The sequence below is a fragment of the Sorangium sp. So ce426 genome (assembly GCF_051475585.1).
Taxonomy (GTDB): domain Bacteria; phylum Myxococcota_A; class Polyangia; order Polyangiales; family Polyangiaceae; genus Sorangium; species Sorangium cellulosum_B.
The window spans coordinates 9,591,168-9,610,370 of sequence record NZ_CP150341.1 but is presented as its reverse complement, the minus strand read 5'-3'; the positions used below and the strand labels follow the sequence as shown (position 1 = coordinate 9,610,370).

Genomic DNA, 19,203 nt, shown 5'->3' with positions numbered 1-19,203 from the left:
CCTCATCGCGACCATGAGCGCGATATCGGAGCGGCTATCGATGCGGCGCGCGCTTTTTATTGCGTGGTGGAGACGGATGGAGTCCTCCGCAACGAGGGGTTGATGGACGCGCTCGCGACGATCCGCGTGCTCCTTGAGCCGCCGATGACTCCATGGGGCATCGCTGCTCATTCAGCAGGGGAACGTGAGGCATTGCCACAAGGCCGTTCCCGTCTCCGGATTCAGCGCGCACGTGCAGCGCACGGAGGTGCAGCCGGGCGCCTTGGGGCGCTCGAGGCCGACGTGCTCCGGACACGCCGCGCCGTCCAGCATGAGCAGCGCCTCGCTGTCCGTGGGGCACACGGGGGGCTGACATGCGGCCGGCGTCGTGCAGGACCACACGCCGCCCTGGCAATGACAGACCGGCCCGCAGTGGCGTACACGCGCCGCCCGCGCTGCCGGAACCGTCCGCCGCGCCCGCGCCGCCCGGCCCGCCGGCGCCGCCGGAGCTGGCCGTCATGCCCGCGCCGCTGGAACCGCCCGCCGCGCCCGCAGCGCTTGTCGCTTCACCGCTGAGATTCGAGGATCCGCAGGCCGCTGAAACGCTCAACGCAAGGAGGAGCCAGGTGCCCATGCCCCTGGCACAACAAGCGGAGCGCTCCGCTCCGAACGCAACATGCGTTGCTACCCAGAGGACCCACGATTGCGTCGCTAGGGCGCGCTTGCTTTCCTGACAGCGCTGACGTTTCATGCCGTCCGATCCGCGATCGATCCTGGAGGCGAACCCCCCATGCCCCGCGCGACTCACGAGGACGTGCCCCGCCGGTTCGAGATCCACACCCGCGACCACCACACCGCCGTATCCATATGGGAGGGGCTTTACGGGGAAGTTGACCCCACGCTCCCGCGCGGTTTCGAGTGGCGCGCCCACGCCGTGGACTTCGGCCCCATCCTCTTCGTCCAGGACCATACCAGCGACGCGATCTACCTGGACGCCCAAGTGGACGCGCCGATGCTCGTCATTCCCGTCCGCGGCAGCGGACGCGCGGCGCTGGGACGCGACAGCGCGACCCTGGGACACGGCGGCGGCCCAGCCATCTTCTCGGCTCATGGCCGCTCGAAGGTGAACTACGACAGCGCGATGGACGTCATCACGGTGCGCTTCGACCGAGGCTATCTCTGCGCTCAGCTCGAGTCGATCACCGGCGAGGTCGTCCGCGAGGACTTCCAGTTCCAGCTCTCGCTGGACTCCCGCGCCGGAAGCGGATCCTACGTTGAGCGATTCTGCCGCTTCATGGCCGCCGAGATCAACGCGGGCACGGACATCGATCACCCCCAGCTGTTCGCCGGGCTGACCGAGTCGCTCTCGCGCGCCCTGCTGATGGGGCAGCCTCACAACCTCGCTCACCTGCTGGAGCGGCCCGCGCCGCCGTCGAGCCGGACGGTGCTCCGGCGGGTCGAAGAGTACGTGGACGCGCACGCCGCCGGGCCGATCAGCGCGATCGATCTCGCCGCCGTTGCCGGGACGAGCGCCCGCTCGGTCGAGGCGGCGTTCCGCGCGCACCGCGGGACCTCGCTCGGGACGTTCCTTCGCGATCGGCGCCTTGTCCGCGCGCAGCGGATGCTGCTCGCCGAACCGCACCTCGCCGTGCTGCATGTCGCGCGCGCCGCCGGCTTCGCCCGGCGCGAGGTCTTCGAGTCGGCGTACGTGCGCGCGTTCAGAGAGCGCCCGGAAGAGACTCGCCGGCGCGGTCTCCTCGCCGCCGGAACGGCGCCCGGCGAGGCCGAGCCGAGCCGGTGCACGGCGCCATCCGCGGCCATCGAGCCTGCCACCCTCGCGGCGCGGATGGCGCTCCTCTCCGCGCGAGAGCGCGAGGTCTGCGAGGCCGTCGCGCGGGGGCTGCTCAACAAGCAGATCGCGGGGGCGCTCGGGATCACCGAGCGGACGGTCAAGGAGCACCGGGCGCGCGTGATGGCCAAGCTGGGGGCGAGGTCCGCGGTGGAGCTGGGGATCCTGCTGCAAAAGGCACATGGATAGCCTCACACCTACGTCTCCTCGGCGCGACGACCCGTGACGCTGCCCAGAGGCTGAGGTCGCCACCGAGCCCGTTCAGCGTCTCGACGGCCGCCGCGCGCAGCTCGCCGAGCGTCTCGCGCGCCTCGCCGGAGACGGCGCCGCCCCCGGGAGCGCGATGCCGCCCTCGATGGCGGCGGGCCATTTCCAGTCGCCTGTCCTCCGTGGCAGGTCGCGCCCTTCTGCTGTGCCCAGCTCAGGATCTCCGCCTGGCAGGCCGAGTTCTCCGCCGGGGTCACCGGGAGGGATATTTCAAGATGCCCGTAATAGGAGCAGTAGGTGTTGGTCAGAATGTCGTAGATGCCGCAGAAGGAGGAGCTGCCGCCGTGAGGACACCCACTGTAGAGCGTCCAGGCCGCCGACCCGTCCCCGGCGTTCAGGTAGGCCAGGTTCGACCCCGGCTCGACGTTGGCGACGCTGCCACAGGGACCCGGCCAAGAACTGGCGCTCCCCAGGTGGTCATCCTCTGCCGGTGTGGGGGTACACCCGTTGAGCGTGGTCACGGACTTCGCGCCCAGGAGCGTGAAGCGGGACATGAGGACGAGCGGCGTCTTGCGCTTCATCGGCGATACTCCTTTCCGGTGGAAGGTGCCGCGCGCAAGCTAGCGGTACGAAGTGGGATCGACCATCCGTACCTTGGTACGACTTGTGGACCCCGGCGAGATGTGGTTCAATCGCGAAGGCGCCGACTTCGTCTTTTCGTCGCTCGCTGCCCGGGTGAACACCGCGCAGCGCTCATCGACGAGACATGTACACGTCGATCACCGTCCCCCGGCGCCCCGTGCCCGCGGCGTCCGTGAAGGCAAAAGCGCTCCGCTCGCCCTCGCAATTGCCCCGCGCGTCGCAGCGCATGTCGCGGAAGTCGCGGAGATCGATCGACGTCACGCCGAGCGCCTCGAGGGGCGTGATCTCGCTCGGCGCGCTGTTCCGGTCGAGGTTCTTATCCGACCAGACGACCACCCTGGCGAACGCCGGATCCTGCCTGTCGAAGACGCCGTTGTTGTCCGCGTCGAGCTCCCGCAGCGCCTCGAAGCCGTTCTTCGCGAACCCCCCGCTCCCCAGCCGCGTGGCCGAGCCGAACAGCTCGCCTCCATCCTGGATGACGCCGTCGCCGTCGCGATCCGACCCCAGCCGCTCGCTTTGCCACGCCTGGCCGGAGCGCGACGGTGGTTCCAGCTCAGCGCTTCCTTGAACGCGAGAGGCCCTGGGCGATGGAGCCCACCAGGGTGATGCCCGTCCCGTCAAAGCCCGATGCCACCAGGGCGCGGGCCAGCGCGGGCTGGATGCCCGTGATCATGGCGGACGCGCCGAGCAGCCGGATGGCGCGCACCATCTCGATCAGGTGCCTGGCGCCGGCGTCGTCGAGCGCCGCGGCGCCGGTCATGTCGAGTATCACGCGGTCGACCCCGCCGCCGGCGATCGCAGGCAGGAGCCGCGCCGCGAGCTCCGCGCTCCGCTCTCGGTCGAGCGCCCCGATGATCGGCAGCGCCAGCGCGCGCTCGCCCACGTCCAGGATGGGCGCGGAGAGGGCGAGGATCTCACCGCGCTGCTGCTCGACGAGCGCCAGCGTCGCGTTCAGCTCGTCCAGCAGGCGGCCGCGCTCCTCGGCGGAGCGCTCGGCGCCTATCCGCGCCGTCTCGTCCGTGTGGTGGAACAAGACCCCCAGGGCGCCCGTCACGGGATCACGCACCGCTCTCCCCTCGATCGCGTGCAGGCGCTCCCCATCCACGGTGCGGACGAGCATCTCTCGCGTCACGATGTCGCCGTCGAGCGCCGCCCTGAGCATCGCGACCGCCTCGCCGGGCTCACCCAGCCAGGCGCTCCACGTCCCGGTGCGGCCGAACGCCCGCAGCGCCGCTGGGTTCTGCATCAGGAGGTCTCCGCTCGGGTCGACGAACGCGATCATCACGGAGGTGTGGCGCAGCGCCTCGATGCCTCGGACGAGCTCCGGCTCAGGCGCTCCCGCCATGGGAAGCGCCTGGCTCAGGATCGCGAATCGCCCATCGTCGAGCGCGACGCTCGAGGAGTGGAGCGTCACCGTCACCGGCACCCCGCTCGGGTAGAACGTCCAGCTCTCGCGCACGACGCCCCCCTCGCGCACCTGCGCGGCGAGGGCCTGGAAGCGCGTCCGGATCGGCGCCGGCACCGTCGAGAAATCGCGCGCGAACAGCTCGTCCCGATCCTGCGCCCGCCACAGGTCCAGGCCGGCCTCGTTCACCCAGCAGACCCGCGAGCTGTCCACGTCGAGGACCCACACCGGGATGGCCGACAGCTCAAGCCCGGCCAGGCGCTGCGCAAGCTGCATCGGCACCACACTCGCTTATCGGGCTGCGGCACGCAATAAAAGCCGGTGAGCCGCGTGATGCTCCTCGTAAATTCGGCGTACGTGTTCGTGCTCAAGAGGGGGGCAGACGGCAGTGAGCGGGAGATGGGGTATCGGGGGCGGTGGGCCACGCCCGGGCGACCCCGGCCGGCGCGCGCGTAGCCCCGGCGGACCAGGTACGGCCGTCGTGGCAGGGCGGCCGCGGAGCGGACGCCGGGGCTCGCGGCGGAGCATCGAGGGGAGATGGCCGCGGCTGGCGCGGCTACGGCGATCCCACGTCTCGCGCTCATTTCTTTCCCGACGTTGCTCTACGGAATTTCCGCGATGGTGCGGTGAGGACCGCGGCGATAGGTTCCCCACCTGCGATCCCGGTTCGTCCGCGGCAGCCGCGCGCGGCAGCCGTGTCGAGCTCCATCCCGGTGGCCGGAGAGCGCACGCTCATGCTCAAGCGCCTCATCCTCATCGACGGCCCCTCTTCGAGCACCGATGGACGCTCGATCCGCGGGACGCCGCTCCTCTCCCGGTCCGACAGGGCGGCGCTCTCCAGGGAGTTCCCCGGCGTGGAGGTGGAGAGCGGCGCGCCCGGCCCGTCCGGGGGGGCGCTCCACGCCGTCGTCGACGCCCGCGCGTGGCGCGCGTCGGCGCTCGACCTGTGGGCGCTCGACACCCGCCTGCACGCGCTCGACGCCGGCGGCCTCTTCGACCTCCGGATCGAGGGGCTCGAGCGAGCGGGCGCCGCGCGCGCCGCCTACGAGGTCCTCACACGGTGCCAGCGCTTCCTCCGCAGGAGGAATCTCGCCTCCGCGACCGAGGTGTTCGACCGGATCCTCGGGCGGCACCGGGAGCTCCACGATCTCGACAGGCCGCTCGTCCGCGCCGACCACGATCATGCGATCGACGTCTGGCAATGGATGCTCCGCCTCGAGCCGCGCGCCGGCGTCGCCGTCCAGGTGGCGGCGCTCTTCCACGACGTGGAGCGGCTCGTGTCCGAGGCGGACGTCCGGAGGGAGCACCGCGCCCCGGACTACCAGGCGTTCAAGGACGAGCACGCGCGGCGCGGGGCCGCCCTGACGCGCGCCGCGCTCGCCGGCGTCGGGCTCGCGCCGGAGGTCCTCGACCGGATCGGCGCCCTGGTGGCGTCGCACGAGCGGCCGGGGGACGACGCCGAGCTCGCCTTGCTCAACGACGCCGACGCGCTCTCGTTCTTCTCGCTGAACAGCGCTGGGTTCCTCGACTGCTACGGGCCCGAGCACACCCGCGCCAAGGTGGCGTACACGCTCCGCCGCCTCCGGCCCGAGGCAAGGGCGCTCTTGCCGCGGATCCGCTGCCGCCCCGAGGTGGAAGCGATGATCCCCGGCGAGCCGGGCAGGCCGCCGGAGACGCAGGCATCGAGGAGGTCCGCTTCGCCATGAGGCTCGTCATCTTCGGTCTGACGATCAGCTCGTCCTGGGGCAACGGCCACGCCACGCTGTGGCGCGGCGTCGTCTCCGCGCTCGGGCGGGCCGGGCACCGCGTCACCTTCTTCGAGCGCGACGTCCCGTATTACGCCGCGCACCGGGATCTGACCGCGCTCTCGCACGGCAACACGCTCCGGCTCTACACCTCGTTCGAGGACGTCCTCCCCGAGGCCAGGCGCGCCGTCCGCGAGGCCGACGCGGCGATGGTCACGTCGTACTGCCCCGACGGCGGCCCCGCGACCGACGTTGTCCTCGAGTCCGGCGCGCTCAAGGTCTTCTACGATCTCGACACGCCGGTGACGCTGGATCGCATCCAGGCCGGACAGCCGGTCGGCTACATCGGCCCTCGAGGCCTCGTCGATTTCGACTGCGTGCTCAGCTACACCGGCGGCGCGGCGCTCGATCGGCTCCAGGCGCAGCTCGGCGCCCGGCGGGTGTTCCCGCTCTACGGCAGCGCGGACCCGGCGGTGCACCGCCCGGTCCCGCCGCGGGACGGCTTCCGCGGGGATCTCTCGTACCTCGGCACGTACGCCGCCGACCGGCAGGCGGCGCTCTCCCGCCTCTTCCTCGAGGTGGCGAGGAGGCTGCCCGAGCGGCGGTTCGTCCTCGGGGGCTCGCTCTATCCCGAGGACTTCCCGTGGGCGCAGAACGGCGACAACATCCATTACCTGCGCCACGTGGCGCCGCCGGATCACCCGGCGTTCTATTGCTCCTCGCGGCTGACGCTCAACGTGACGCGGGGGGCGATGGCGGCGATGGGCTATTGCCCTTCCGGGAGGCTCTTCGAGGCCGCCGCCTGCGGGACGCCGATCCTGAGCGACGGGTGGGAGGGGCTCGACCGGTTCTTCACGCCGGGGAGGGAGATCCTCGTGGCGGCGACGACGGACGAGGCGGTCGCGGCGCTCTCGCTGCCGGAGGGCGAGATCGCGGCCATCGCCCGCGCGGCGCGGGAGCGGGCGCTCGCGGAGCACAGCGCCGCGCGCCGCGCGGCGGAGCTCGTGGCCATTCTCGAGTCGGTCTCGGCTCATTGAACGGAGCCGAGGTCGGCTCATCGAACGGAGGGACGGCGCGATGTGGGGAGTGATTCCGGCGGCGGGCCTGGGCAGCAGGATCCAGCCGCTCGCGTTCTCGAAGGAGCTGCTCCCGGTGGGGACGCGCAGGGACGGCGACGTGGAGCGGCCGCGCGCGGTCAGCGAGTACCTCATCGACCGGATGGTGCTCGCCGGCGCGACCCGGCTCTGCATGGTGATCTCGCCGGGCAAGTCGGATATCGTCGAGTACTACGGCGCGAGCGTCGGCCCGGCGCACATCTGTTATGTGGTGCAGCCGGCCGCCGCCGGGCTCTGCGACGCCATCTTCCGGTCGCTCCCCTGGATCCGGCCCGAGGAGGACGTGCTCGTGGGGCTCCCCGACACGGTGTGGTTCCCGGAGCACGGGCTCTGCTCGCTCGGCGGCGGGGGGCTCTCGTTCCTGCTCTTTCCGGTCGAGCATCCGGAGCTCTTCGACGCGGTCGTCACCGACGAGGAGGGCCGGGTTCTCGAGATCCAGGTCAAGCAGCGCGCCGCGCGCTCGCGGTGGGTCTGGGGCGCCTTCAGGCTCACGGGGGCGGTGATGCAGGAGCTCCACGACCTCTGGCGCGAGCGCGGGCGGGAGGACCCGTACATCGGGACGCTCGTGAACGAGTACCTCGCGCGCGGCGGCACCGCGCGCGCCGTGCGGGCCGGAGAGGCCTATGTCGACGTGGGGACGCTGCACGGCTACCACGAGGCCATCCAGCTCCTCAGCCGCGCCGCCGCGTGAAGGGAGGAGCCATGGAGAGGTGCGTCGAGGGAGCGGCGAAATGGACGCGGGAGCAGATCCAGGAGCGCGTGCGCGGGCTCGGGCCGTGGTTCCACAACCTCGATCTCCGCGGGGTGAAGACGGCGCCCGACCATTTCCTGGGGGATTACCCCGCGTTCAAATGGAGGGGCTTCGCCGACGCCGTCCCGGCGGATCTCACGGGCAAGACGGTCCTCGACATCGGCTGCAACGCCGGCTTCTACTCGCTCGAGATGAAGCGGCGCGGGGCGGCGCGCGTCCTCGGGATCGACAGCGACGACGACTACCTGGCGCAGGCGCGCTTCGCCGCGGAGGTCTCCGGGGCGGACATCGAGCTCCGGAACCTCTCCGTGTACGACGTCGGCAGCCTCGGAGAGCGCTTCGATCTCGTGCTCTTCCTGGGCGTCCTGTACCACCTCCGCCACCCGCTCCTGGCGCTCGATCTGCTCCACGAGCACGTGGTCGGACACACGCTGATCTTCCAGAGCATGCAGCGCGGCAGCGCGGAGGTGGCGCCGCTGGAGGAAGATTTCCCCTTCTCCGAGGAGGCGATCTTCGACGAGGCCGGTTATCCCCGGCTCCATTTCGTGGAGCACAGCTATGCGCACGACCCGACCAACTGGTGGGTGCCCAACCGCGCTTGCGCCGAGGCGATGCTGCGGAGCGCCGGCTTCGAGATCGTGAACCACCCCGAGCCCGAGGTCTACCTCTGCCGCCGGCGCGAGAGGGCCGCCGGTCGCCCGCCGGGCGCCGTCTACCCGGCGAGGCGCGCTTTCGTGAAGGGAGAGCAGGCGTGATCGAGGCGGTGATGCTCTGGAACGAGCCCAACAACAGGTCGCACTGGGATTTCGAGATCGATCCCGAGTGGACGACGTACGGAACCATGGTGAAGCTCGCCGCGGACGCGATCCGGAGCGAGCGCCACTGGCTGCTGCGCGTTCTGGGCGGCATCTCGCCGATCGATCCGGGGTTCATCGCCAACATGGGGCGGCAGGGCGTGCTCGAGCACGTCGACGTTGTCGCGGTGCACGGCTTCCCTCTCGACTGGAATCACTGGCAGATCCACGAGTGGCCCGCCAGGCTCGAGGAGATCCGCGTGGTGACCGACAGGCCGCTCTGGATCACCGAGATCGGCGTCTCCACGTTCGGCGCCGAGGAGGTGCAGGAGTTCGGTCTCCGGCGGAGCGCCGAGCTGCTCCGCGGCAAGGTCGAGCGGATCCACTGGTACAGCCTCTACGATCTGCCGCGCGCGTGGCCGGCGACGACCCGGCACCGGGAGGCCGAGGGCTCGTCGTATTACCGGCATTTCTACATGGGCCTGCTCCGCGAGGACGGGACGCCCAAGCGCGCGCTCCGGCTCTTCCCGGAGTACACCCCTGAATTCGGTCTATGCCAGTGGTTCCACTTCGAGGACCACCGGCTCGACGACGCGGTGACGTGGCTGAAGGAGCTCGGGGTGCGCCACCTCCGCACGGGCCTCAGCTGGGCCGACAGCTTCCGCCCCGGCGCGGAGGCCTGGTTCGACCGGCAGATGAGGGCGCTCGAGCCGTTCGAGGTGACCCTGACCTACTGCTTCACCCCGGAGCACGCCGGCGTCCGGCCCCACCACACGAGCCCTCCGCAGCGGATCGAGGAGTTCGCCGACTTCTGCGCCCGGATGACGCGGCGCTACGCATGAGACGACGCCGTGCGTAACGTGCGTGACGCGCACAAAGAGGCGAGGAGCGGGTACGCGTCGGCTCGTCTGTCCGCGCTTCACGCGCCGTCTGGCGCGCCGCGTCGCCGTTTGGTAGTGTGGAGATCGCTGCGTTTTGCGCCAGGACGACCTGACCGCATGCGCTCCAGGTGGCTCATGTCCCACATCGCGAGCACGCCGAAGCGAAAGAGGAGACCCGAGGAGCACCGCGGCATCCCGGTGGGGCGACCGGGGCCGCGGGTCGAGCTGCGCCGCGGGCGCGCGGAGGTGCCGTCGTGAACCTCGCCGTGCTTCGCCGTCAGGGGCCCTCCGCCCAGGAGCTCGCGTGGCCGCCGTTCTCGTGGCTCTCGTCGGGCCGGGCGCCGCGCTGTCTCGTCGTGCTCGCCCATCCGGACGACGAGACCATCGGGCTCGGCGCGCGGATCGGCCGGCTCAGCCCGATCGAGGTGGTCCACGTGACCGACGGGGCGCCGCGCGACGAGCGCTTCGTGCCGGCGGGCCTCGCCGGCATCGGGCGCGAGCGCTACGCCGCGCTCCGGCGCGAGGAGGTGACCCGCGCGATGGCGGCCGGCAACGTGCCCGCGGGGCGCCTCAGGTGCCTCGGCGCGGTCGACCAGGAGGCGATCGAGGAGGCGCCGAGCCTCACCCGGCGGCTCGTCGAGCTGTTCGCCCGGACGCGGCCCGAGGTGGTGTTCACCCACCCCTACGAGGGCGGCCACCCCGATCACGACGCGGCGGCGCTCGCCGTCCACGCGGCGGCGGTGCTCGCCCTCTGGAACGGCGTCACCGCGCCGCTGATCTTCGAGGCGGCGTCGTACCACGCCGCGCGCGGCCGCCTCCTCACCGGCGAGTTCATCGCGCACCCCGGCGTCCCCGAGATCGCGCTCCGGCTCTCGGACATCGAGGCGTCGCGGAAGCGCGCCATGCTGGCCTGCTTCGCCAGCCAGCGGGAGGTGCTCGCCCCGTTCGGCGCGGAGGTCGAGCGCTTCCGGCCTGCGCCCGCGTACGATTTCCGCAGGCCGCCGCACGATGGCCCGCTCCACTACGAGCGCCTCGGCTTCCCGATCGACGGCGCGCGCTGGCGGCGGCTCGCCGCGAAGACGCTCACGCTGCTCGGCCTCGAGCGCGAGCTGTGCCTCTGACGGTCCTGCTCGTCGGTTATCCGCTCGCGCCCGTGGGTCCGGACGCCGTCGGCGGCGCCGAGCTCGCCGTGCTGGAGGATGCAGGGCGACGCTCGCGGCCTGCGGCCGCGCCGCGGGCATCACAAAGGCCCCTCAGCGAGCGTTGCAGGCGAAGACGTGCTCGATGGCGTCCACGCACATCTGCTCCGCGACCTCCCGGGTGACCCGAGCCAGCACCCGGAACCGCGTGAGCTCGGTCAGGGTCTGGTAGACGTTGACCTCGGCGATCACCTCTCCGTCGCCCGCGGCCTCGGCGCTGTAGAAGAGGCGGATCAGGTTGTTCGCCTTCGCCGGCACGCCCCGGAGCAGGAGGTGAAGCTCGATGCTGGGCGTCTTCTCGCCCACGTCCTGCTCGATCCGGTAAGCGTGGCCTGACGAGGCGAGCTCACGGCCGATGGCCTCGAACGTGGGAACGAAGATATCGGCCAAGATCCGCCGGAATTCATCGATGAACAGCTGGCGCCGGTCCGGCGGGCTATCGCCGTTCGTGCTCCGGGCCAGGCGATCGCCGTATTTCTTTTGAATGATCCCCAGGCGGATGCGGGTAGTTTCATCGATGGCCACGTGGGTGTCCCTCGGCGGTCAGAACGGGGCGGGATCTCGGGGCGCTCTCGCGGGCGGCTCTCGCGGGCGACCGAGCGGATGTCATTTGAGGAGCAGAACCTTGAACTGGCTCGGGACAATGGTCGTCCCGTTCGTATTGATCTGATTCTGAAGGCCGGTGCAGCTGAGCCGCACCGCCGGTTTTCCCTGAAGAATCACCCCGCGAACGGGGACGAGGTGCCTCCGGGGGCCCATGTTGCGACGGGAGACCACGCCACCGAGGATCCCGGGGTTATCGCCGGAGGATAGGGGAATGCTGGTTGTCAAGGTGTGGGCGAAGCCGCGCCCCAAAATCACCTTGTACGCGACGCCCGTCGCCATGTTATTGGATGCAAAGTTTGGATAGGGGACGGGGATGTTCGGCGGATTGAGGCAGACATCCGGCATGCCAAAGTTGAGCCCACCGCCCGACGTCGTGGCAAACATGTCCGGTCACCCTACCTGGATCTGGTCGCCATCGATTTTCACGAGGTGCGACGCGGTGATCTTGGCGTTCTCGCCGTGGATGGCGAGGTTGCCCTTCGCCGCATAGTCGATGCGCTCGGCGCGCACATGGTCGGCCTCCTCCACGATGCGGTAGGAGCGCTTCACCCTCTGCGACAGCCGGTCGAGCGCCGAGTCGAGGCTCCGGCCGATCAGCTTGGCCCGGTCGACCTCCCCGCGCGCCATCTTGCTGAGGAACGAGAACACCTCCAGCGCGACATGCCCCTCCTTGGCCTCGACGCGGAAGGTCGACGCGGCCATCGAGAGGTCCTTGCCGGCTACCACGTGTACACCGTCAGGCGCCGCGAGGCCCAGCGAGCCGCTCCGCAAACGGATCTGGAGATCCCCTTCGGCGACGAGGCGCGAGGGAGCGCCTTCCTCCCGCTCGAGAACGGCGAGGATGTACTGCGCGCCATTCACGGCGGTGAGGAGCACCAGATCTCCGATCGCAGGCTCCAGCAGGCAGCTCGTCGCGCGCCTCGCGCGGACCTCGCCATGCTCGGTCTCGACGATGTACGCGGGGCTGTCGATCCGGAGCACGGCGCCGTGTTCACCGTAGGACTCGCGCTGGTATTGTCTCGTTCTTGCTGCGCTCTGCATGGTTTCCTCATCCGTGAGGGGTGCGGTGACTGCCGGCAGGCCTCCCAAGCACGTTGGCCTGCCAGTCTTCTGCTTCCTTGAGCTCCTGGTCGTCGCCGTATGCTAGCGCCTTGTCCGCCGGCCAGATCGTGTCCTTGTCCGTCACACGATGGAGCCGCGCGCGCGCCAGCGTCGCACCGGAAAAATCGGCGAGAGATACGTCGGCGTGGGAGAGGTCCGCATGGCGCAGGTCTGCCTGGCAGAAGCGTGCCCCCGCGCAGAACGCCCGGTGCCAGACGCTCATCTCGAGCCGCGCGCCTGAGAGGTTCGCGGCGCCAGCGCGCGCGTCGACGAAGATCGACTGGCTCAGGTCGGCCTGGGTGAGGCTCGCGTTCATCAGGATCGCTTCGACGAAGTCGGCCTGCTGGGCGATGGCTCCATCCAATCGAGCCCCGGTCAGGTCGGCGCCCTTGAAGCTGCAGTTCGTCAGCGTGGCCCCTGAGAAGTCGCAACCGTGCAGGTCGGCGTTGGTGAAGAGCGTCCTGCTGAGGTCCATCCGCCGGAAGTCCTTGGGGCCCAGCCGCGCCTGGACGAGGATCGCCTCCACGAGGGTGATCCCCGTGAGGATGGCCTGGGACAGGTCCTGACGGAACAAGACAGCCTTGGTCAGGTTGGCCTGGGAGAAGTCGGCGCCTTCGACCTCGGCCTCAAACAGGCTCGCGTCGGTCAGGTTGGCACGGACCAATCGGGCGTTCTTGAGCGTGGCATGGTCGACGGTGGCCGACGAGAGGTCAGCTCCCGTCAGATCGGCCGATTCAAGGTCCACGCCCGCGAAGCTCGCTCCGACCAGCGAGGCGTCGGCGAGCACGGCCCCAGCGAGCGTACAGTCCATGGTGGTGCCAAGGTGAAGATCCAATCCCTTCAGGTTGGCTCCCGTGAGATCACAGCGGTGAAAGATCGCCTCGCGCACCTTGACGCCCGCGAGGTTGGCGCTCTTGAAGCGGACGTCCTCGAAGATCCCGCCGGAGAGGTCGAGGCCCGAGAGGTCGAGGCCCGACAGGTCCAGCTCCGAGACGACCTCTCCTTGTTCAATCAGCTTGCACAGCGCTTCCCTATCCATGCTGCCTCTCGGCCGGTACCACCCTGAGTCGCTTGAGGTTGGCGCCGGCAAAGCTCGTGTCGTCATCTCCGACCATCCGGTCGGCGCACACGCCGAACAGGTTGGCCTTCACGAATCTGGCCCCCCGGACGCATGCATGGTTCATGATGCTCAGCCTCAGGTCGGCGGCGTAGAGCGACGCCTTGGTGAGGTTGGCTCGGGTCAGCATGGCTTCGGCGAGGTTCGCGCGATCCAGGCTCGCCTCCGTCAAGTCAGCCTCATCGAGCAGCGCGCCGCGCATGTCGGCGTCGGAGAAGTCGCTGCCGACGAGGTTCGTCCCCATCAGGTTCGCGCCGGTGAGCGTCGCGCCGGCGAAGTCTGCGCCCGCGAAGGACGAGCCCTTCACGCTGACAATGTCCTTCGCGATCGCGTTTCGGAAGACGGCGCGGTCGCCCTGGGCGGCGATGAAGGTGGCGGCGCTCAGATCGACGCCGGTGAAATCGACCTCGGTCACGTTCACCTCGTTGAAGGTGCACTCCGAGAGCCGCGCGCCCGCGAGGCGCGTCCCCGTGAGGTCCACGTTCTGGAACGTCGCCTTTTCTGCGACGACGTTCTCCAGGTTGGTGTCGCAGAGATTGGCCTCGGAGAGGTCAGCGCCCGAGAGGTTGGCGCCGGAGCAATCCGCGCCCCAGAGGTCGGCCTTGACGAGCACGGCCTCGCCGAAATTGACGCCTCCCGTGGCCTTCACGTCCCGCAGGCACGCCGAACCAAAATTGGCTCCGTCGAGCTTGGCCTCCGAGAGATCCGCCGCCTCCAGGTTTGCGTGCGCCAGGATGGCTCTTGTGAGCTTCGCCTTTCGCAAGATGCTCCCGGTGAGGAAGGCGGACTCGAGATTGGCGCCCTCGAGGTCGATCCCCTCGAGGTCGAGGTGAGAGAGGTCGGCGCCCGCGAGATCGCACCCCGCAAAGCTCCGCCCCTCCTTGTGCCCGGCCTCAACTTCGCGGCGAAGCCGCAGGGATTCTTCGCTGTCGAGGGGCGCGGAGGCCGCCAGGAGGTGCGCGAGCCGCGGCCCGTCTTCGCCCCACTCGTCGAAACGCGAAGCCTTCTCGTCCAGCTCCTCCGCAAACGCGAGGTCATCGTCGTCCGCAGGCTCACCGCCCCAGGCCTCGTCCTCTGGCAGGGGGTCCCCGGCTGGCTCGTCGGGCAGCGCGTCGGCGACCTCGGGCGCCTCGTCGGGGATATCGGATGTGTCGTCGAGGTCCGCGTCAGCGGCGGCCTGGGTCTCGTCCTCGAATGCTTGCCAATCGAGCGACGACACCAGCTCTTCGGTCTTCTCCGGCGTGAAGCCCTCGCTCGCCAGCGACTGCCGCACGCGCTCGCGGACCTCCGATATCCCGATCTCGCTCGGATGCTCGGCGGGGTTCTGACGCGCCTTCGAGAGCAGCGCACCGACGTCGACCCCGTGCGCCGTCAGCGCGCTGCTGAGCTTGCTCTCGACCAGGCTGACCAGGGCCTCGTCGGACTCGTCCGATTCGGCGAGGGACGCGAGATCGTCGGCGGGTTCTTCCTGGCCGAGGTGCGCCGCTGGGTCGATGCCATGGTCCCGCAGCTGCTTCCTGCCCCACTCCATCAGGGCATCCTGCTGGCGAAGCGCTCCGGCCTGCTCGGTGTCGTCTTCCAGGGTGGGGGTCGCCGCCGAGGCCGCAAACGCGATGCCCTCCGGGTCCTCCTCGTGGCTCACCCCCGTGTCCGCCTGGGACCACGCGGGGCTCTCCTCTTCCTCCGTGCCCTCTGGGACGTCGTCCGCGGCTTCCTCGTCCTCGTCGGCCGGGGCGGCGAGGCGCTCGGGGCCGATCCCCATCTCGGCGAGCTCGGCTTCGGTGGCCTCGACGTCGAGGTCCCCCTCGAGCTCGGCCTCGAGCGCTTCGACGTCGAGGTCCCCCTCGAAGTCGGCCTCGGTCGGTTCGGCGTCGAGGTCCGCCATGGCTTCGGCTTCGTGGACGCCCGTAGCGACGACGCCGGCGCCGGCCGCAACGGCGGCCGCGCGCTTGACGGATCGAGCCGGGGTACCTCCCAGAAACCCTTGCCGCCTTAGCCTTGACGCAAGCCCGGAGAGCTGGTCATCGGGCAGCGGCGGCGCGTCCGGATCCTCGGGCTCGGGCATGAGCACGTCATCTTCGTCATCCGGGAGGTCCGGGTTCCGGGGGCCGAGCCGGGGGGCCAGGTAGTCATGGTAATACGCGACGGGCCTGGGAGCGCCCATGGCTTCGCAGGCGACCAGCACGGCCACCACGTCCTTTGCGTCGTCCTCGGAGATCTCGATGCCGCCGCGAAAGAGAACGACCCCCCGTTCGCGGTGCGGGAACAGGCGCACCGTATCGAGCTTCATCGCGGGCTCGCGGACTTCCACGCCGTCGTTCGTCTTGAGGCAGACGAAGCATCGGGTGGCGACCCCGGGAAGGGAGCTCTCGATCCGAGGCTCGTCGGGGTGCATGTTCTCGACCACGAAGGCCTCGTCGCCCCGGAAGAAGCCGTCGATCTGCTGGTCGTCCGGAGCCATGCTGAAGAACGTTGGGTCCAGATCCCGCGCGAAGCCAGGGAAGCACTCGTTACGCCACGCTGCATCGTGGGTGCCGATCTTGGAGAACCTCTGGGGCCAGGTCAGGTCGTAGCTGTCGAGACCGGCGGGCACCGGGCAGTCGCTGCGTGCGTGGATGAGGTGCTTGGGCGACTCGATGTTGGGGAGCGCTGCGCTCTTGTCGCCGTGGCCCTTGCCCAGCGGGTTCCTGGCAAAACCGCTCCCGCCAAAGGCGTTCTTCCAGGTGACGGGCATCTCGGTGAAAGGCGCCGGATCCGACATTCCGAGCAGACCCCACGTTCGGTCGCCGATGACATAGAGGCTCTTGTCGATGGGTCCGAGCTGGACGCGGACCGAGCTCGCGGGGCGAGCGATGCGCCCCGGCGGATAGCAACGGCCCGTGACGAGGAGCTCGCCCCGGGTCTTGGGATTGAACTCGTCGAGGAGGCCATCGTCGCCGAGGTCCTCCGTGACCATCTTCCAGACCGACGGCTCGTAGAGCAAGCGGGCCGGTCGGTCATAGGAGAAGCCGACGAAGGTGGTGACCAGGAGGTGCGGGGTGCGCTGGTTCATGAAGACCCTCGGCACCACCCCGAGGCGCATGGGTTTGACAATTTTCATCCGGCGGGCTCCAGGGTAGCGGGCTCAATGGATCCATGACTCGGCGGCGAGCGCGAGCCTGTTCCACGCTCGATGGGTGGACTACTTCAGGATGTGCAAGTCCGCGTTCGAGAGGCCGAGCCGAGTCTTGATCGTCATTATCTCGGCTGAGGCCTTGTAGCCCTTTGCCGAGATTTCCGCTGCGTTCAATTTCTTTATCTCCAAGGGGGCGCGTTTGAACGCTAGCCCCTTGATGTTCTCGTATTTTGTTCCGTTGATGATCTCGACGCGCGACCCGATCTTGGTCGTGTAGAGGCCTGTTATCTTGCTCTCGGCGGGGCCATGGATGGCGCTCGAGCTCGGTCCATAGACCGTGGTTTTTCTGGGGCCATAGATCTTGGCGGTGTTACCGCCTCTGATCGTCTTCGAGCTCCCCCCCGCGTGCACGGTGGTCGTTCGCCCTGCGTAAAAGTTGCCGGTGGCATGGCCGCGGACGTCTGTGCGTCGGGTCCCGGTGACATCGGTCTCGCTGGTGCCGTTGATCGTCGTTTTGTTCGATACGAAGACCGTCGTCTCTCGCCCGTTGAAGAAGGTGCTGTCGTCCTTGCCTCTGATCTGGGTGTTGCGCTTCCCCATGATGCGCAAACTGCTGTTGCCCCTGATGGTGGCGACGCGATCGCCCACGAGCGTGAACGTGTCGTCGCCCCCGATCTTCGTGCTCCGATTCCTCGTGATGGCGGTCTTTCGGTTGCCGCGGAGGGTCGTCTTTTCATTGCCGAGGATGGTCGTGTGGCGATAGCCCAAGATCACGTTCTGTGAGTATCCAGCGATGAAGCTCCCGGCGTATCCTCCGACGGCGCTCAAGCTGAAGCCCCCGATCACGCTCTCGGAGATGCCCACGGTGATCGCCGTTCGGTTGCCAGTCACGATGTTCTCGGAGCTGCCTCCGATCCACACATAAGCGTGGCCTTGCGACTTGACCTCGTACGAGGCGCCGCCGTTGGGCGCCCCCATCCGGAGGTAGGTGTTGTCATAAGGCGTCGACAGCGTGATCCGCTCTTGCCCGGCCTGGTCTTCGAGCTCGAGCCGGTTCCGCCCGCCCGTCTGGATCACGTTCCGCGTGTTGTTCCCCGACGTGACCGGGCTCGGCGTCAGCGCGTTGGGCGCGACGCCGACGATGGCCGGCCGGTCGGGATCGCCCCCCTCGAAGGCGCACATGACCTCGACGCCGGCGCGCAGCGGGAAGTGGAAGCCCTCGATGCCGCCGCCGTGGGGCTGCAGCATCCGGACCCAGGTCGACGCCTTCCCCCCGCTCAGGTCGCTCTCGTCGAAGTGGAACTTGATCCGGTAGCGACCATGGGTGTCGATCTGCGCGTACTCGCTGACCGCCGCGCCCTCGACGATCGCGATCTCGGTGCCGTAGATGCGCGGCCACGCGGTGGCCTGCGGCGCGCGGAACTGCGTCGTCACGGGGATGGCCCTGGCCTCCATGCGGTAGTTCTCGGTCCACGTCGCGAAGTCGCGGAGCTCGGGCATGTCCGGGGCCTGGTTGGACCAGTGCTCGACCTCGATGGTCAGGTACTTCGTGTTGAACGCGGCCCGCGGGTGGTCCTCGATCTCGAAGGTGAACCCGGGGACCACCGTCGCCGCCTTGCCCATCGCCTGGTAGACGACGCCGGTCGCGGAGAGGCTCTCGGCCTTGATCCGCGCCAGCCGCGCCCCGTCGCCCGACGAGAAGAACCGCGCGCCGTACAGGCTGACCTCGCCGAAGCCGCTGGGGCTGACCGACGCCTGCCCGGTGACCGGTACGGCCGGCGTGGCGTAGTTGTAGTCCTTGAGGCGGACCGTGCCGGGCATGGCGTCATGCCGGCAGGTGAAGGCGTGGAACGTGTCCTTCGCTGTGTTGGCGCCGCCTGGCTGCGGATAATAACGAATGGGCTTGCCGCCATGGGGCTGATGGGCCGACTTGTCATCGACGAGCACCAGCGTCTCCCCGCCCTCCCCGTGCTCGAAGTGATAATAGATGCCTTCGCGCTCCATCCACCGGGCGACGAAGGCATAGTCGGTCTCGCGGTACTGACAGACATGCTCTTCGACGGTGTAGGAGCCCTGGAGCTGGAGGGAGCAGTCCGTGACGCCGCCCTTCTGAAGGACGGCTCGAAGGATCGCCGGGATGGCCTGCGCGGTGAAGATCCGGCTGTGGAACGACATGGCGAGCAAGGCGAGGCGCGGGACCATGGTGGCCCGGAAGACGGACCGGCCGGCGAACTCGTTGATGAGCTCGATGCTGCCGAGGACGCCGCTCCGCAGGAATGGCTCGCCGCCGTCGCTCCGCTCCAGGGAGATGCTCACCGGCTGCCCCACGGCCGCCGCCATATCGAAGCTCTGGCCGACGTCGTTCGTCATCACCAGGTAGAGCTCGAAGCGATAGGGCCTCGAGATGCCCTCGGTGCCATGAAAAGCTACGAGCTTGGTGGAAGAGGGCAGGGCGCTGGATTGGACGACAAAATTGTCGGGCATGGCGAGCCTCACGGGTGGGAAACAGCGGCAGGCGCAGACGCGCTGGAGAGCCTAGACGGAATTTGTGTCAATTGTGTGGCGGGCTACCTGCTTGTTGTTGTCTATCGATGACGATGAAGTGACGGACTCGTCGCAGGCGACGTCGTCCGCTTGACGACATCCTGCTCGCGCCCATCGTCACGCGGCAGTGGTCGGCGATCTGCGCCGGCTCGC

General features: G+C 69.2%; 17 protein-coding genes. 8 read left to right on the top strand and 9 right to left on the bottom strand.

All coding sequences use genetic code 11. From position 1 onward, the window contains the following. Positions 1 to 171: 171 nt before the first annotated feature. Positions 172 to 342, bottom strand: a complete 171-nt coding sequence (locus tag WMF44_RS36025) for a hypothetical protein (protein WP_437294570.1) — start codon at positions 340 to 342, stop codon at positions 172 to 174. Between the two features lie 427 nt (positions 343 to 769). On the opposite strand from WMF44_RS36025, the gene WMF44_RS36020 reads away from it, so the two are divergent. Continuing rightward, positions 770 to 2,017 carry a LuxR C-terminal-related transcriptional regulator gene (locus tag WMF44_RS36020; RefSeq protein WP_437294569.1) on the top strand — a complete coding sequence of 416 codons (1,248 nt, stop codon included), beginning with the start codon at positions 770 to 772 and terminating at the stop codon, positions 2,015 to 2,017. A 771-nt stretch (positions 2,018 to 2,788) separates the two neighbouring features. Here the strand turns inward: WMF44_RS36020 and WMF44_RS36015 are convergent. Next, a complete protein-coding gene (locus WMF44_RS36015) occupies positions 2,789 to 3,298 on the bottom strand; it encodes a hypothetical protein (RefSeq protein WP_437294568.1) in 510 nt (169 codons plus the stop codon). After that, the gene (locus WMF44_RS36010) at positions 3,231 to 4,358 is read right to left on the bottom strand and encodes an STAS domain-containing protein (protein ID WP_437294567.1); all 1,128 of its coding nucleotides are present in this window, start codon (positions 4,356 to 4,358) and stop codon (positions 3,231 to 3,233) included. Before WMF44_RS36010 ends, WMF44_RS36015 begins: the two co-directional genes overlap by 68 nt. 458 nt (positions 4,359 to 4,816) lie before the next feature. Between WMF44_RS36010 and WMF44_RS36005 the strand changes: the two genes are divergently transcribed. From WMF44_RS36005 to WMF44_RS35975, 7 genes are all read left to right on the top strand, one after another. Continuing rightward, positions 4,817 to 5,788, top strand: a complete 972-nt coding sequence (locus WMF44_RS36005) for a DUF4202 family protein (RefSeq protein ID WP_437294566.1) — start codon at positions 4,817 to 4,819, stop codon at positions 5,786 to 5,788. Beyond that, the gene (locus tag WMF44_RS36000; RefSeq protein WP_437294565.1) at positions 5,785 to 6,864 is read left to right on the top strand and encodes a CgeB family protein; all 1,080 of its coding nucleotides are present in this window, start codon (positions 5,785 to 5,787) and stop codon (positions 6,862 to 6,864) included. The genes WMF44_RS36005 and WMF44_RS36000 overlap by 4 nt, the downstream gene beginning before the upstream one ends. A 40-nt stretch (positions 6,865 to 6,904) precedes the next feature. Continuing rightward, positions 6,905 to 7,633 (top strand): sugar phosphate nucleotidyltransferase, encoded by a 729-nt coding sequence (locus WMF44_RS35995; RefSeq protein ID WP_437294564.1) that lies wholly within the window; start codon positions 6,905 to 6,907, stop codon positions 7,631 to 7,633. 11 nt (positions 7,634 to 7,644) lie between these two features. Beyond that, complete coding sequence (locus WMF44_RS35990) at positions 7,645 to 8,448, top strand: TIGR04290 family methyltransferase (RefSeq protein ID WP_437294563.1); 804 nt, start codon at positions 7,645 to 7,647, stop codon at positions 8,446 to 8,448. Continuing rightward, positions 8,445 to 9,329: a beta-xylosidase gene (locus WMF44_RS35985; RefSeq protein WP_437294562.1), complete on the top strand. Its 885-nt coding sequence runs from the start codon at positions 8,445 to 8,447 to the stop codon at positions 9,327 to 9,329. Before WMF44_RS35990 ends, WMF44_RS35985 begins: the two co-directional genes overlap by 4 nt. A 174-nt stretch (positions 9,330 to 9,503) precedes the next feature. Then, complete coding sequence (locus WMF44_RS35980; protein ID WP_437294561.1) at positions 9,504 to 9,626, top strand: hypothetical protein; 123 nt, start codon at positions 9,504 to 9,506, stop codon at positions 9,624 to 9,626. Then, on the top strand, positions 9,623 to 10,489 hold the full coding sequence (locus WMF44_RS35975; RefSeq protein WP_437294560.1) for a PIG-L deacetylase family protein: 867 nt from the start codon (positions 9,623 to 9,625) through the stop codon (positions 10,487 to 10,489). Before WMF44_RS35980 ends, WMF44_RS35975 begins: the two co-directional genes overlap by 4 nt. 132 nt (positions 10,490 to 10,621) lie before the next feature. Here WMF44_RS35975 and WMF44_RS35970 read toward each other — a convergent pair whose 3' ends face one another. The 6 genes from WMF44_RS35970 to WMF44_RS35945 form a co-directional block, all read right to left on the bottom strand. Then, positions 10,622 to 11,092 (bottom strand): hypothetical protein, encoded by a 471-nt coding sequence (locus WMF44_RS35970; RefSeq protein WP_437294559.1) that lies wholly within the window; start codon positions 11,090 to 11,092, stop codon positions 10,622 to 10,624. Positions 11,093 to 11,173: 81 nt separating this feature from the next. Next, positions 11,174 to 11,557 (bottom strand): DUF4150 domain-containing protein, encoded by a 384-nt coding sequence (locus WMF44_RS35965; protein ID WP_437294558.1) that lies wholly within the window; start codon positions 11,555 to 11,557, stop codon positions 11,174 to 11,176. Positions 11,558 to 11,563: 6 nt separating this feature from the next. After that, positions 11,564 to 12,214, bottom strand: a complete 651-nt coding sequence (locus WMF44_RS35960) for a DUF3540 domain-containing protein (protein ID WP_437294557.1) — start codon at positions 12,212 to 12,214, stop codon at positions 11,564 to 11,566. Between the two features lie 7 nt (positions 12,215 to 12,221). After that, entirely contained in the window at positions 12,222 to 13,313 is a 1,092-nt protein-coding gene (locus WMF44_RS35955) for a pentapeptide repeat-containing protein (protein WP_437294556.1), read from the bottom strand. After that, complete coding sequence (locus WMF44_RS35950) at positions 13,306 to 16,491, bottom strand: DUF2169 domain-containing protein (protein ID WP_437294555.1); 3,186 nt, start codon at positions 16,489 to 16,491, stop codon at positions 13,306 to 13,308. Before WMF44_RS35950 ends, WMF44_RS35955 begins: the two co-directional genes overlap by 8 nt. Before the next feature lie 81 nt (positions 16,492 to 16,572). Further along, a complete protein-coding gene (locus WMF44_RS35945; protein WP_437294554.1) occupies positions 16,573 to 18,990 on the bottom strand; it encodes a type VI secretion system Vgr family protein in 2,418 nt (805 codons plus the stop codon). Positions 18,991 to 19,203 lie beyond the last annotated feature (213 nt).